This window comes from Paraburkholderia sp. BL6665CI2N2, assembly GCF_004366535.1.
GTDB lineage: Bacteria > Pseudomonadota > Gammaproteobacteria > Burkholderiales > Burkholderiaceae > Paraburkholderia.
Genome location: NZ_SORC01000002.1, coordinates 699,483 through 713,950 on the forward strand (window position 1 = coordinate 699,483; position 14,468 = coordinate 713,950).

Here is a 14,468-nt window from a genome sequence, read left to right on the forward strand (position 1 = left end):
CTGTATGCCATCGTCGCGGGTAACGGCACTGTACTTCATTGGATCGCGCATATGGATGCGACGGTGGACATCGGCGCGGTAGCACGCACGAATGTCACGGACGCTTTCAGCAACGCGTATCCGGTTTGCTGTCCGTTCAATTCCTCTTCATCTATGCTCTCTGCGTGAGTGACGGAAGGATATTAACCGCGGCTGTATGCGTGGTATAACCTGATAATCTTTATGTTTGCATGAGGGGAATTGATGATTCGCGATCTCGACAGCACGCTGCTGCGTACGTTCGTTACGGTGATAGAAGCCGGCAGCGTGAGCAATGCGGCGGTGACTCTTCATCGCACCCAGGCTGCCGTGAGCATGGCCCTTCGGCGTCTCGAAGACGAAGTCGGCCAACGCCTGCTCGAACGTTCACCGCGCGGCGTGAAGCCGACCTCGGCGGGCAGCCTGCTACTGCCGTATGCACACAAGGTGCTTGAAATTGGCCTCGCGGCCCGTTCCGCGCTGACTGTCGGTGACGTCTCGGGTACGGTGAGGGTGGGCATTCTGGAAGACATCGCAATGAGTCACCTTCGCCATGCATTGCGGCAATTCTCAGCATCGTTTCCCGATGTCTCGTTGGAGATAGTCGTTGATGCGAGCCCGGCGTTATCGCAGCGGCTCGCAAGCAACACACTTGATTTCGCGATCGGCGATCCTGCGCTGATCCACGCGGAGCCGCTCGTTACCTGGCGGCATCCGCTTCGCTGGGCCGCCGCACGTTCCCGCAATGCCGACCTGCGTGATGGCCCCCTACCAATCGTCGCATTCGGCGGAGCATGTCGATGGCAGGAGAACTTCTTTGCGACGTTGCTTGACGCTGGCATCGTGTGGCGCGTTGCCTGCACGAGCACGAGCCTGTCGGCGATCCAGTCGGCCGTCGAGGCCGGACTCGGCATTGCTTTACTGCTCGACTGGCACGTGCGCCGCGATACTATGCACGTGATCGATCCGCGTGCTGTCGGGCTGCCGATGCCGCCTGTGGCTGAATTCGGTCTATTCAGCCACGCGAATTCGAACGACCGCACGTCCGCAGCAACCGCACTGCAGCGCTTCCTCTTTCGCTCGCTGCAACTCTGTTTGCCAGAAGACGGCGCACTCGGCAGAGAACGCGCCACCATGCCGCTACGTTTTCCCAACTGATCTACGTCGTGCCGCGGGTTGCGTCGAAGGGGCGATCTTTCGATGCGTCGACATCCGCAGAATAGTTGCGCCGAACAGTCTTGATCCTAACGCAAGCGTCCAGTCGGAGATTTGGTGCGAGATGAAGAAGCCGGCGGGCGAACTTTGACGAATGTCAATGAAAAATCCGGATCAAATTTATTAACATTATTTTCAGGATTACTGATATCGCACATTAATCTTGCACCAAAAAACAAAATTGGCTGGGCAATTGGCCGGATTAGGGGAACACTGATTTATCAGGCCCGGCCGTCATCGCTGAGGTGTCCGCTGAAGGATCTGGTGATCCAGGTCGAGCGAACGAAGGCGCAGATTCGCGCACGGGTCGAGCATCCGTCGCATATCGTCAAGAACCTGTTCCGTCGTCGCAAGGTGCGCTACAGGGGACTGGCCAAGAACATGGCGCAACTGTTCAGTCTGTTCGCCCTGGCGAACCTGGCGATCGCGCGAAACCGGTTGCGGTCGGTTCATGGGAGCAGTCCGTCATGCGTATGAAAAGTGCGAGAAATGAGGCGCATCCTCGGGTCAAACTCACCAGACTTGCCAACGCTTCATTTCTGCATCCGGAAATTCCGACCCATCGCCGCCGACAACCTTGCGGGATGGCCTATCAATCAGCGATTCCTTAACAGCCCCTAATATCATTTTGTTAAGGCTTCTTAACAGTCCCGGGTCGTCGAGCGCTGCGTCAGGCGGATCGCCAGCGTCTGCTGCCAGTAGTCATCCTCCACATAGCCCGGCTCGGCATAGCCAGTTCCGCAGTCCGCCCCACCAGCTCGACATGCGTGGGCATAACCACACTACGACACTTTGACCCGTATGCCGCAGGCTTGGATCAGGAAGTGGCGCAAATCGGTTGCATTCGGCGCCCGCTTGTACTGCGTGGCGAAAGAGCGGATGCGCGCAAGCAGGAGCGGGATGAGCCGCTCCGACACCCTCACGCCTAGAGCGTCGTAGGCCTCACGCACACTTTGAGATCCAGAATGTTTCCCGAGTATCGTCGACCGTTGCCGGCCGAGCTCTGCTGGATCGAATCCCTCGTAGGTCGTGGGGTGCTTCGCGAGGCCGTCGGTGTGAATGCCCGACTCGTGAGTAAAGATGTTCCTACCGATGATGCTCTTGTTGAAGGAAACTGCGCGGCCTGAGGCTTGTTCGACTAACGACGAAATGTCGGGCAGCGCTCTGGTGTCGACGCCAGTTTCTCGTCGCAGCAGGTGCCGTGCGCCCATCACGACTTCTTCCAGCGCTGCATTGCCGGCGCGCTCACCCAACCCGTTGACGGTGGTGCTCGCATGGGTCGCGCCGGCCCCAAGGGCGGCTAGTGTGTTGGCTGTGGCGAGCCCGAGGTCGTCGTGCGCATGTATTTCGATATCCAGATCGACGGCAACGCGTAGCGCTGCAATGGCGTAGAAGGTCTTAAAGGGGTCCAGGATACCGACAGTGTCGGCAAAGCGCACGCGCTGGGCGCCGTGCTGCTGCGCGCATTGAGCCACTTCTACGAGAAATGAGGGATCCGCGCGCGAGGCGTCTTCCATGCCCAGGGAAATTCTGGGATGGTTTTTCGCTGCCTCGCCGACGACGCGTGCGATCTGCGCCAGTACCCAACTGCGCGACTGCCGCAGCTTGTGTTGCAAATGAATATCCGAAACGGGAACCGAGAGATGAACGATATCGGCATCACAACGCAATGCCGCGGTGAGATCCTCGTCGGTGAGGCGCCCCCAAACCATCAGGCGGGCGTCGAGGTTCAGGTCGACGATTGCAGCGATGCACGCCATTTCGTCCTCACCCATGGCAGGAATTCCGATTTCGAGTTCGGCCACGCCGGCCTGCGACAGTGCGGCGGCGATTGCGCATTTTTCCTCAGTGCGAAATGCGACGCCAGCGGTCTGCTCGCCGTCGCGAAGCGTTGTGTCATTGATGATCGGATTGCGCATGTCAGATCTCTTGAGTTGTCGCTGATGGATTGCAAGCGTTGTGCCAAGCGAGCATCTACAGTCGGAGCGCAATTTGCGGGATGTTGACCGGCACAATGTCGGGTTATAGCGGTGCATCGTCCGATTGTTCGTGTCGCGAATGTTACGTTCCGGACAATTCGGTCGTGCTGCAGGTGGCTCGATCAGCTCCATCCGCCAGCGAATGGAAGGTCGAATCTGTTCGCTTGATGCATACTCGAAATAATTAAAAAAGCAATTTGGCCATGGACCGGTCGAGATGGAATGGACGCCGCCCTCCCTCCGGAGAAGTGGGAGCGCTTGGGGTCCCCAGGACCGAACGACATCAATGTGTCGAGGTGGGGTTGCGACGGCGCTGTCACGTTGCTGACTCCATGACGAGATATCGGCCAGGACAGTCGTGTCTCAGAACACGGTGGTCGGAGCTTGGGCAATGCCGGTGAAGAGACGCCATGCTTCAAATCGCGCGGCGAGCTGTTTGCGATAGAGCGAGGCGCTCAGCAGATGACGCTTGAGCGAAGTGTTGGGGGATCGGACCGAAGCACGACAGGAATGACTGCGTGCGTTCGGGCAAGCGAAAACCTCGCATCCGGCGCTCGCATTCACGCGTGGGTTGATGACTGTTTTCAGCAGGGTTGTTCACGCGCGCGCAAGCCTTGACGAACACGTGCTTCGCATTCGCGAGCTCAGGGATCTCCGTTTTCGCGGCCGGGTAGCTGCGCAACTGGTCGGTGACGATTTTCTTCGGCGCCGCAGGAGGATAGGTACTGCGCGCCCAGCGCAGTTGTTGGCGGAGATACGTCCCCAGTCTGTCTGGAACGACTGTCGCCGCAATGGCGTCCGGAACGTACTCGGTCCGATAACCTGCGGTCAGCATGAGAATTGTGAGATGGCGGTCCTCGCCGAAGTCGCTCCGCTTCCCGCGAAAAAATTGTGTCTCGTACTGGTCTAATAGCAAAAGAAGCACGGACCGTCGGTATATGGTACACGGACCGCAGCAGCACATAACAGCGCCGAAGCGAGCCTGTGCGGCGCGTTCTTCGTTGCAAGCCAACCAGTACCCCATATCGATCAGACGGGTCAGCCAGGTATCGCTGCGGTTGCTGGCCGTCAACTGACCCATGGCCGTGCCGATCGCTGGATTTTGCATTTTCAATGCAAGCTTCGTGACCACGTCTGAGCCGATTATCGTGTCCGATCTGACGTTAAGCACCAAATCTCCAAACGAGCGGCGTATCGCGGCGATCTGTGCCTTGCGCTTTCCCATATTTTGGGGAAGCGTAATGAGGTTGAATCTCGGGTCGCGCGTGTACGCATCGTATACCGGCCGCACGGCGTCGAGATTCGCAGAACCATCATCAACTACATAGACCCGCAGTTTTCCGTCGTAGTCCTGGTTTGCAATGGACTCTAGGCATGCCGAGAGTGTGCATGGATCCTCGTTGAAGCAGGGAACGATGACATCCACGCCCGGCAGAGCGTCGGAGTCGACCAGGCCGTCCGACAGCGATGACACGTTTGTCGGCTGAGCATAAAGCGCCTGCGTGCTTTTATAGACAGTCGAGAGCAGCGCATAAAACGAGAAAGCGCTAGTTGCGGCAAGCATGTTCATAGGGTGTCTGGTTCGTCCGCTGAGGTTGAGGAAGCGATCGGATTGCAAACCCCCGGTCATGCAATGCTGGAATCATGAGGGAAAGCGCCATGAGGGTCTGCTCGCGCAGACCAGCGTGAGTGCATCGTCCCAACTCATCGGGAGGGCATCCGTCGTGCAAGAGTACAATTGCGCCAGGCCGGACAGAGGCCAGCACTGCGCTGACAATCGCGTCCACGCCGGGACGGGACCAGTCTCGCGGGTCTACCGACCAGTGGAGGGGCGCCAGGCCAGCGCTCGCTGACGTAGTGAGCACTGCTTCGGTCCACATGCCATACGGGGCACGCATATACCGCAGCGGAGCCTAGGGGCTCGCCATCCTGATGACCCTGCTTGCCGTTAATATTTCCTGTTTTACTTCGGTGGGTTCGCATCTGGACAGGTCCGGATGAGTCATCGTGTGGTTTGCGACCTCGTGCCCTTCTGCGATCATTCGCTGGATCAGCTTCGGCTGACTCGCTGCGTACGCGCCGATGACACAGAAAGTCGCTGGCACCCGGTGTTCCGCCAGCACATCGAGGACGTCCGGTGTGCAAAGTGGACTAGGGCCGTCGTCAAACGTCAAATAAACGCTGCGACATCCGGTGGTGTCAGCGCACTCGCTGCGCGCTTCGGATAAGCAGTGCCTCACAGCTCTGGCCCATTCCGATCAATTATCGTTCCGGTCGGCCAATCGCTCATTGACCGTCCTATCGGTAAGACGACAATGAGTACGTCCTCGATGCGCGTGGGCGGCGTGTCGAGATGCACTTCTCGCAGGGTCGACCTCACGCGAACTCCGGACACAATAGTCGCCAGACCGTGTCGGCCGAGCAGCCTTGCAATATGCTGCCGCAACGCGTGTCGAACCGTGCCGAAGCCGAATGGAACGTCAAGTTCCTGCAACACGGGATACATCACGCGCATTAAATGAGGGATTCCGAGTCCCTCGAGATCCGGACGTACCGCGTACAATCCTAGTTCGGCCACTAGTAGATCGACTGCGCCAACCTTGATGAAACGACGCAGTGCGCCGACATGAGCCGCTACGCCGCGCGCGTCGTAGCCGATTGCACGGACCTCTGGCCTCGCACCAGCCCAACTGTGATTGCCTTCGAATGGTTTTGCATTAAACGCCCCGGTCGGTCCGTAGGTATTTTGGAAGAACTCGGACAGTTCGATGTGGTCGGCGAGTCGCAACTCATTTTCCCAAGCCAGCCTCCACCGCACCTGAGAGCGCAGGGAGAGAGGTCCTCTATCTGTGGACACGGCCAAATTCACGACTGCCTCCTATGCGCCGTCCGGCCTTTGAGGGTGGACCTGACGCACGCGAAGGACTTGCTGAGAAAACGGTGCGATTTCAAGAAATCATCTGCACTCTGGAACAGTGCTGGGATGAAGCCCGAAGAAAAGAGTATTTCCGTCAACGCTTCACGGACCGATTGAACCTCTTCCACGATGGAGATTACATCGAGTTCGCGTGCCTTGCGCACCGGATCTACCAAAGACTTCCCCCGCATCTTCCGCACGATCTGACCGCGATTGACACGAGATCCATTTGGCCGGGTCGCTGAAGCATTTGGCACCTGCAATCGGCTGCTCCCAATTCGTCGCGAAGCCCAGCCGAAGTCGAGGGTTGCATCAACTGTACGAAGGTAAGCGGCCGATATAGAAAGGGTTTGGAGAACTATGCGAAGTTTTGCCGGTAGTAAGCGCCTACGCGACCTGCCAGACGCTTGTCGCGTCGTGTCGGCGCGATCCGGCTTGTCCATGTCGCCGAAGACCGTGGCCGCATTGGACATGCGCCTCGATTGATGCTCGGCGTACGCCTGAGGATTTTTCTCGGAGTCAGGGCAAAGATCGACAACCATTTTGATATGCCTAAATTCCATTTCTCCGGCCCGACGGTTTGCTACAGTATTCATGAGAGCGTCCACGAGAAATTGACTTGAAATTTGGTGCCGTATCCGCCGAGAATGCTCAGCGAGTTCGGCATCGGCGTTTCCTTCGTGCAGGCGATGAAGCGTCGCCAGTGGTGCTTCATGTGCTCACCGTAATGGCGGTCATCGGGCCGTCCACGCCGCTGTTGCGCCATGTGTGAGCCAGTCGCAGACGGACTGCCCGCTCACGCCGAGTTGCCCGGCGGTGAGCTTGCGCTTGATCCTGTGTCCGCGCAACGACAGGGCCGCCGCTCGCGTGCGCGTGTCCCGATGCATGTGATTGATCGACAACTGCTGCAACGTCATTTCCTCGGCTTCGCTCAGTTCTACGACACACTTCATCCGCTACCCCGGCACGACGAAGGCGCCAGCAGGTTTGCGAAATCCAGTCGGATCTACCAGGAAACACTATCCTCCATGCCGTACATTTCGTAAAATCGATTGTTTTGATGGAACGCATCCACGCTATGAATAAGTTGGGATCATGCGTTTCAAGGGCCTCGATCTAAATCTGCTCGTCGTGCTCGATGCTCTGATGACCGAGCGTAATCTCACCGCGGCGGCACGCAGCAAGGCCCAACTCAACGTCGTTCGCTACGCCGATGACTTTATTGTGACCGGTATGTCGAAAGAAGTGCTCGAGATGCTTCCGGCGGTCAGGCAGTTTATGGGCCGCTCAAGGTCTGGAGCGCTCGGAAGAGAAGTCCCGGATCACGAACATTGCAGACGGTTTCGATTTCCTTGGCCAGAACGTGCGCAAGTACGATGGCTACTGGCCCGGCGCCTGCACGCTTTGCCCGCTCGAGGAACGATGTCACCCCGCGACTACCGACGCATTCGACGATGGGAACATGAGCATATAGTTGAGGCCATGCAGCGTCGGCTAGAGCGCAAGCCTGACGCAATGACCATCCGCAGAAGCACATGTCGAACATGTCTTCGGCACGCTGAAGCACTGGATTGGGGGTCACACACTTCCTGACCCGAACGCTCGGACGGGTCAGCACCGAAATGAGTCTACAGGTGTTGGCCTACAACCTGAAGCGCGTCGTGAAGATACTTGGGGTTGCCAAAACAATAGAGGTAGTGAGGATGGCTGGCACCTAGAGCCCGGAGGGGCTTTTTTTTTGCACTTGAAACGTTACGCTAACGCAGCCATGACTTACCAAACCAGATTAATCGGACCGATAGGCTCGGATGTGACGATCTGAAATCGGTTTCCATACGTCCTCGGCCAGTTCAGGACAGACATTTTGTCGCCCGACACGGAAGCGCTTCTTGTGCCAAATATCCCACTGCGCCGGGCGGGCACGCCCGAAGCGGTCGCAAAGATAGATCTTCGTCCTATGCTCGGATGCGGCGAGTTATCTCACGGGCACCGAGGCAGCAATCAATGATGGACGACACCTGTAATCGGCTGCACCTGGAGTAGACAAATCGCAGTTGATTTGAGCGACATCAATGGAACTCGCGTTCCTAACGGAATCCACGCAGCGAAATCGCAAAAGCAGAAAATAAGTACATCAAGGCACTACAGTTTCACCGTCCTTCCATGAAAGGGCATTATCTTTTGAGGTCAGCCCGTGAAATTGGGCGCTAGATCGAGGATGATATGCAACACAATGCCCGCAAATCCGAACAAGGTGACGGGGAGCACGGTCCCCACAACGAGGACGTCGTCATGCTGCATATCGCTTCCGTACGCGAAAGGCCTAGCTCAAAGTCCGAGACGGACCACGCGGTCCCTATTGTGCAGTGGTACGAGAGCGCGCTTACCGGCATCTTGGAGATATCGAAGGTACTTAGCGCCTCCTGCCGGCTCGAAGTCATGTTGGCCAACGTCGTCGATCTCCTGCAATCGTTTGTGCAGATGCGGCTCGGTATCGTCTCTCTCTTCGACGATGATGGCGTACCGGACATTACCGTTGGCGCCGGCTGGAGCGAAGGCAGCGATGAGCGCTACCGGATGCGCCTGCCGCAGAAGGCAATTGACCAGATCATGTCGACGGACAGGCCGCTCGTCGCCGAGAACGTAGTGGGGCATTCGGGCTTCAGTGCCGCCGACGTGGGCGTGCTCGGTGCTTCCGACAACACGCGAGTGTCGTTCATCGGCGTTCCTATTCGCATCGACGCGAAGGTCGTGGGCACGCTGACCATCGACCGCATCCTGGACAATGGGTCTAACTTCCGGCTCGATTGCGACGTGCGGCTGCTTACTATGATCGCCAACCTGGTGGGGCAGACGGTGAAGCTGCATCGCTTATTCAAGAGCGACCGCGAGCGGCTGATGGCGGGGAGGGACGGGCTGCAAAATCAATTGTCCGAGCTCAAGTACCCTGCGCAGGAGCGTAAGAAGTTTCATGTCGAGGGGATCATTGGCGACAGTCCGGCGCTGCGCGGCCTGCTTGAGAAGATCGCGGTGGTAGCCAAATCGAACAGCACAGTTCTGTTGCGCGGCGAATCCGGTACCGGGAAGGAGCTGGTCGCCAAGGCCCTTCACGAGCTGTCGCCGCGAGCCAAGCGGGCCTTCATCAAGCTCAATTGCGCGGCGCTTCCTGAGACGGTGCTGGAATCCGAATTGTTCGGTCATGAGAAGGGTGCCTTTACCAGCGCCTTCAATTCGCGCAAGGGGCGCTTCGAGCTCGCCGACAAGGGGACGCTGTTTCTGGACGAGATCGGCGAGATTTCGGCCTCGTTCCAGGCAAAGCTGCTGCGCGTCCTGCAGGAGCAAGAATTCGAGCGCGTCGGCAGCAACCAGACCATCAAGGTCGATGTTCGCGTGGTTGCCGCCACGAATAAGAACCTAGAAGATGCGGTGGCAAGGAACGAGTTCCGCGCCGACCTTTATTATCGCCTCAGCGTGGTTCCCTTGCTGCTGCCGCCGTTGCGTGAAAGGCGCAGTGATATTCCGCTCCTCGCCGTTGAGTTTCTCAAGAATTTCAACAGCGAGAACAGCCGTACGCTGACCTTCGATGCGAACGCGATTGAAGTGTTGATGAACTGCGGTTTTCCCGGCAATGTCCGCGAGCTCGAGAATTGCGTGCAGCGGAGCGCGACCCTGGCGCCGGGACCAGCGATCGTGAGAAACGACTTTGCCTGCTGCCACGGCCAGTGCCTGTCCGCGATGCTGTGGAAGAGCAGATCGGACGAGATGGTGCTGCAGCCCGGGCCGATCGTACCAGTGCAAGTGAAGCCGGGTACGCCCCCGGCTGAGGCTGCTACGCCGGGCGCAGTTGCGGTCCCGCCTGTCGACAGCGAGCGGGCTCCGATAGTGCCTGGCCGTGCAGCTCTCGGAAGTGGTGCGAAGATGACCAACCGCGAGCGTCTCATCGCCGCCATGGAAAGATCCGGCTGGGTGCAGGCAAAAGCGGCGCGGCTGCTTGGACTGACGCCTCGCCAGATTGGCTACGCGCTGAGGAAATACGGTGTCGAGATCAAGCGTTTCTGAAAGCACTGTCGGACTTGCGGCGTGTCGGGGCCGCGACATCGCGACTGATGTGAATAGCTCAGACAAGTCAAGCCAGGGTTTGGCGCGGACCTTGGCATGATCACGATCGGAAGCGACCCAGTCGGCGCCAATTCGGTAATCGTCGAGAACAGCCCGGCCGACCTCAGGGGCGGTCGGTATCTCGAGTAAGGTGGTGCGAACGCGGCGCTGTCATCGCCGGTGCGTCGGCCATGTCGCGCTCGACCATCAGCCCACACCGGATGCGGTCAGCGACGCAAGCGGTGGTGTTCGATCCCGTTGAATTTCTGGAGGCGCGCCCGGGGTCATATCAGCGAGGCTGACTCTGTCGCACGCCAACAAGATCGTGCGCCGTATGGACGCTGTGGGCAGATGACCGGGAGTTCCGGGCAGAAGACACATCTGCCGCTGCGGTTGCGTAGTCAGCCCGGCTAATAGCAGGACAAAACGCTGACAACACGAGAAGAGTCGACCGATTGCTTAGGTAATCATGACGTGATGGCACGACAGGTTAGAGCGTGGTCGGCAAAGCCCGGGAATGTCCGAGCACCGTCGAGTGTGCGAAAGCGACGGGGAACCGATCAAGCGAAACCCGTCAGGCACAGCGGCACAGCCACATTGAAAGTCCGAATCTATGGTTGCAATCTACCTACCCATCATCGCCGATTGAAAACTTGGCAAACTGAGGGTGTCCATGGTGTGCTACGAATGCAAGCGCAGCGATTGCGTGAGCAATGCTTTATTGAAGATGAGGGCGGGCCCCTCGAAGTCGGCTTGCAGGAGCTGGCTTCAAATCACCTCAAGCTGCGCGGGTAAAGAGTCCGCGTGGTGAGCGTTGAGGAAAAGGCGGAGAGAAATTCTGTCAGATGAGTGCTGGTGAGACGAACGCAGAGCGTAGTGCCGGAAATCGGCCCGCTGCGTTCGACGTGGCGGGAGCTGGAAACGTGACCACGGTTGCCGGATTGCGGGCCATCGCGAAAGCGGTGGAATCACCACCGGCGCCTATCGGTGCGCGCGCCAGTTCTCGACCCTACCTGGGAGGGCCTGTGGGTTCGATTCCCACGGGCTACCCACCTACTGACATTCGTTGAGTCGAAGTTGGGATCGAGCGCGGCTGGCCGCAATGGCCAACATTAAGACATTCAGTAAAAGCGAGTAACAACCCAAGTTCGTTCCTCACGCATCAACACCCGTCTGCCTCGCCCGGCTTGATTCCGCCAAGGTATCGTGTGAGAGTTCGCGCAGAATTCCTCACTATCTCCGCCCAAGCGGAGTCCAGTCTCTCGCGGGGCATGGTCAGCGTAATGACACCGGCGAGTTGCCCGGACGGGCCGAACACCGGCGCGGCGATACCTGCCAATTGCGGATCGCGGTCTCCTGCTAGCGCGATGACCTGCTGGCGGCGGATCTGCTGACCGAGTGCCTTATCGCCCTCGTGGCAGTAGGCTCGCAACACCCGGCCTCCTGTGCCACGATCCAGCGGCAGTAGCTCGCCCGCGCGGATGTGATCTCGCACAGGCTGTGGCGAGTCGACGCGATACAGGCATAGCCGTTGCGCACCTTGACGTACGTGAAACGCGGCGCTTTCACCGGTCGCGGCCACCAGTTCCTGCAGCACGGGTATCACCAGCGACTCGCTGGAAGACGATTGCGCATAGATGGCATGCAGCCTTGCGACGCCGGACCCCAGCACGTAGCAGCCATCGGCGCGGCGCACCACGAGATGCGCATGTTCCAGCGACGCGAGCAGGCGCAGCACGGTGCTCTTGTACAGGCGCGTGCGTTCCGCGAGCGCGCTCAATGACAGCACGTGCGTGCCGTTGCCGAAGGCGGCCAGCAGGGTCAGCGCACGGTCGACTGCTGCCACGCCGCCGGCTGCCAGATTGTCGTCGGCCAACGATGCAATGGCGGGCTGTTTGGACATCGTGCTTCTCCTCAGACGGACCGTTGCAGCAACGCTTCCACTACGCCGAAGCCGAGGTGGCCAGCCGGATCGAGCTGTCGTAGTTGTGTGATCAACTGTGTGGCGGTTTCGCGTTCGCCGCGCCGCAGGCCGATGAAGGCGAGCGCCTTTAGCGTGAACAGCCAGAAGCGGGCGGGATCGGGCGCGTGGAAGTTCGCGTCTCCGGCTTGTACCATCTGCCAATCCTCATTCAACCCGGCGGCATGCGCAGCTGCTTTTAGTCCCAGATGGGCCGCGTGCTCTGCCTCATCGAGTTCGCGGCGTCCGGCATGGAATTTGTTGAGCAGATAGTAGGCGGCAAGGCTTCGCGGAGAGGTCAGCGTGACGCTCCACAGGACTGCGTCGATCTGCTCGGCCGGCGCGCCATGCAGGCCTTCGATGAGGCGCCGCACCGGTTCGCGGCCTTCGAGTTGACGCGTGAAGATTTTCTCCACGTCGGCCATCGTCACGCTGCTGTAGAGCACCACGTCGGGATAGATGAGCACGTTCGTGCGCTGATCGCACGGGCCGAGACAGCCCGAATACGTGATCGCGACGGTATCGGGCGCCTGGCGTTTCTGCTGTTCCGCCCAGAAGGCCTTCAGCAGCGCGGTCGAGCCCTTGCCCCCGGCGCCCCGCGGATGCGGCGGCGGCCGGTTCTCGGTGCAAGCAAACACATGTCGTTCTGGTCTGGCCATGACGATGTTCGTCAACCGAACTTGAACAGGATGCCGTGACCACCACGCGGGTAGTCCCACTCGATATTCTGGTGGTCGCTACAGAGGATGCGGCAACTGCCGCATTCGAGGCAGCCGTCGGTGATCAGCGTCACCGCGCCGTTGCCTTCGGCCTTGTAGCACGAGGCCGGGCAGACAAAGGTGCAACTCTTCTCGCTGCATTCGCTCCGGCAGACGTCGGCATCCTTGATGTGGACGTGCGGCCGTCCTGCATCGACGCGGTAACGGTTCTGGAACAGCTTTTCCTCTACGTTGACGGGTAGGGTGCTCATCGGAAGGCCCTCAGGAGTTTGTAGGCGTCACCCACGATGCCGGAAAGCGAACGGGCTTTGCGGAAGCTCGAAAAAATCTCGCGCTTCTTGCTTTTCTTGTCCTTACCGTCGACCGTGATCATCGTGCGCGCGGCGCGTGCCATGAGGTCGGGGTAGGTCGTGAAGAACTGCGGATTCTGGTGCAGCACGGCCGGCATGTCGCGGTACTTGTGCAGATCTTTCATCACGAAGCTCTGATCGAGCGCGGCCTTGTAGGCCTTGAGCGTGCCGGCGCGGTAGCCGTGGCCCGCGGCTTTCGCGTGGATCACCGTTTCGGCGGCGAGGCGTCCTGTGGTCATGGCAAGATTCGATCCTTCTCGGTGCGCGGCGTTCACGAAACCGCCTGAATCGCCAACGATCATCCAGCCGTGGCCGTAGACCTGCGGGATTGCGTGAAAACCGCCTTCGGGAATCAGATGCGCGCAATACTCCTTCATCTCGCCGCCCGCAATCAGCGGTGCGATCGACGGGTGCCGCTTCATCTTTTCGAGGAGCACATAGGGGCTCGTGCGGTTGGGGTTTTTCTTGAAGTCGCTCAGCATACAGCCCACGCCTATGGTGAGCGATTCCTTGTTGGTATAGAGGAAGCCAGTGCCCATCATGCCGTCGGTGATCCTGCCGACCATCTCGATCACGACGCCGTCGTCCTCGCCGACGTTGAAGCGCTGGCCGATCGTCTCCTCCGGCATGAAGAGAATCTCCTTGACGGCGAGCGCAACGTCGCCGGCCCCGATCTCTCCATGAAAGCCCGCCTTGCGCGCGAGCGTCGAATTCACGCCGTCGGCGAGCACTACCACGTCGGCATAGACATCGCCGTGCTCGCGGTCGCACTGCACGCCGACCACCCGGTCGCCGTCCATGATCAGTTCCTTCACCGTGGTCTCGCAGAGCAGCAGTGCGCCGGCTTCGCGCACTTTCGATGAAAACCACTTGTCGAACTGCGCGCGGATGATCGTGTAGCGGTTATAGGGCGGCTTGTTGTAATCCTCGCTGCGCACATGTGTACCGACAAACGACGTATCGTCGAGCATCCACATCCGCTGCTCGATGATGTGGCGCTCCAGCGGCGCATCGTCGCGGAAGTCCGGGATGATCTCTTCGAGCGCCTTCGCGTACAGGATCGCACCCTGAACGTTTTTGCTGCCCGGATATTCGCCGCGCTCGATCTGCAGCACTTCCAGACCTGCCTTGGCCATCGTGTAAGCGGCAGCGTTGCCGGACGGACCGGCGCCGACCACAATCACATCGAACTGTGAAGGTTTTCTCATCGTG

The 14,468-nt window shown here is 59.3% G+C and carries 12 protein-coding genes and 4 pseudogenes; 4 read left to right on the forward strand and 12 right to left on the reverse strand.

Features of this window, described 5'->3' with window-relative positions:
* The first annotated feature begins 243 nt into the window (after positions 1 to 243).
* Together B0G81_RS40925 and B0G81_RS40930 are read left to right on the forward strand one after the other, a co-directional pair.
* A complete protein-coding gene (locus B0G81_RS40925; protein ID WP_106286443.1) occupies positions 244 to 1,176 on the forward strand; it encodes a LysR substrate-binding domain-containing protein in 933 nt (310 codons plus the stop codon).
* A gap of 306 nt (positions 1,177 to 1,482) precedes the next feature.
* A pseudogene (locus B0G81_RS40930) lies at positions 1,483 to 1,710 on the forward strand (transposase); the annotation flags it as partial.
* A 305-nt stretch (positions 1,711 to 2,015) separates the two neighbouring features.
* Here B0G81_RS40930 and nifV read toward each other — a convergent pair.
* From nifV to B0G81_RS40960, 8 genes and pseudogenes are all read right to left on the reverse strand, one after another.
* A complete protein-coding gene (gene nifV, locus B0G81_RS40935; RefSeq protein WP_134143836.1) occupies positions 2,016 to 3,152 on the reverse strand; it encodes a homocitrate synthase in 1,137 nt (378 codons plus the stop codon).
* 423 nt (positions 3,153 to 3,575) lie between these two features.
* Positions 3,576 to 3,936 (reverse strand): annotated as a pseudogene (locus B0G81_RS45690) (DDE-type integrase/transposase/recombinase); the annotation flags it as partial.
* A gap of 15 nt (positions 3,937 to 3,951) precedes the next feature.
* Positions 3,952 to 4,842, reverse strand: a pseudogene (locus B0G81_RS44265) (glycosyltransferase); the annotation flags it as partial.
* Positions 4,843 to 5,125: 283 nt separating this feature from the next.
* A complete protein-coding gene (locus tag B0G81_RS45180) occupies positions 5,126 to 5,452 on the reverse strand; it encodes a polysaccharide deacetylase family protein (RefSeq protein WP_243856882.1) in 327 nt (108 codons plus the stop codon).
* Positions 5,449 to 6,081: a NodA family N-acyltransferase gene (locus tag B0G81_RS40950; protein ID WP_106286478.1), complete on the reverse strand. Its 633-nt coding sequence runs from the start codon at positions 6,079 to 6,081 to the stop codon at positions 5,449 to 5,451. The genes B0G81_RS45180 and B0G81_RS40950 overlap by 4 nt, the downstream gene beginning before the upstream one ends.
* Positions 6,078 to 6,725 carry a hypothetical protein gene (locus tag B0G81_RS40955; protein ID WP_134143837.1) on the reverse strand — a complete coding sequence of 216 codons (648 nt, stop codon included), beginning with the start codon at positions 6,723 to 6,725 and terminating at the stop codon, positions 6,078 to 6,080. Before B0G81_RS40955 ends, B0G81_RS40950 begins: the two co-directional genes overlap by 4 nt.
* On the reverse strand, positions 6,722 to 6,844 hold the full coding sequence (locus B0G81_RS45515; protein ID WP_279590550.1) for a hypothetical protein: 123 nt from the start codon (positions 6,842 to 6,844) through the stop codon (positions 6,722 to 6,724). Before B0G81_RS45515 ends, B0G81_RS40955 begins: the two co-directional genes overlap by 4 nt.
* Before the next feature lie 19 nt (positions 6,845 to 6,863).
* Positions 6,864 to 7,082, reverse strand: a complete 219-nt coding sequence (locus tag B0G81_RS40960; protein ID WP_106285665.1) for a hypothetical protein — start codon at positions 7,080 to 7,082, stop codon at positions 6,864 to 6,866.
* A gap of 452 nt (positions 7,083 to 7,534) precedes the next feature.
* Here B0G81_RS40960 and B0G81_RS40970 point away from each other — a divergent pair.
* Positions 7,535 to 7,847: pseudogene (locus B0G81_RS40970) on the forward strand (transposase); the annotation flags it as partial.
* Between the two features lie 505 nt (positions 7,848 to 8,352).
* On the forward strand, positions 8,353 to 10,188 hold the full coding sequence (gene nifA / locus B0G81_RS40980) for a nif-specific transcriptional activator NifA (RefSeq protein ID WP_134143838.1): 1,836 nt from the start codon (positions 8,353 to 8,355) through the stop codon (positions 10,186 to 10,188).
* 1,201 nt (positions 10,189 to 11,389) lie between these two features.
* Here nifA and B0G81_RS40985 read toward each other — a convergent pair.
* The 4 genes from B0G81_RS40985 to B0G81_RS41000 are packed head-to-tail and all read right to left on the reverse strand — an operon-like array spanning position 11,390 to position 14,464.
* The gene (locus tag B0G81_RS40985; RefSeq protein ID WP_106285667.1) at positions 11,390 to 12,130 is read right to left on the reverse strand and encodes a helix-turn-helix domain-containing protein; all 741 of its coding nucleotides are present in this window, start codon (positions 12,128 to 12,130) and stop codon (positions 11,390 to 11,392) included.
* A gap of 11 nt (positions 12,131 to 12,141) precedes the next feature.
* Positions 12,142 to 12,846, reverse strand: a complete 705-nt coding sequence (locus tag B0G81_RS40990; RefSeq protein ID WP_308705950.1) for a (2Fe-2S) ferredoxin domain-containing protein — start codon at positions 12,844 to 12,846, stop codon at positions 12,142 to 12,144.
* Between the two features lie 11 nt (positions 12,847 to 12,857).
* Positions 12,858 to 13,157: a ferredoxin family protein gene (locus tag B0G81_RS40995; protein ID WP_106285668.1), complete on the reverse strand. Its 300-nt coding sequence runs from the start codon at positions 13,155 to 13,157 to the stop codon at positions 12,858 to 12,860.
* On the reverse strand, positions 13,154 to 14,464 hold the full coding sequence (locus tag B0G81_RS41000) for an FAD-dependent oxidoreductase (RefSeq protein WP_106285669.1): 1,311 nt from the start codon (positions 14,462 to 14,464) through the stop codon (positions 13,154 to 13,156). Before B0G81_RS41000 ends, B0G81_RS40995 begins: the two co-directional genes overlap by 4 nt.
* Positions 14,465 to 14,468: the final 4 nt, after the last annotated feature.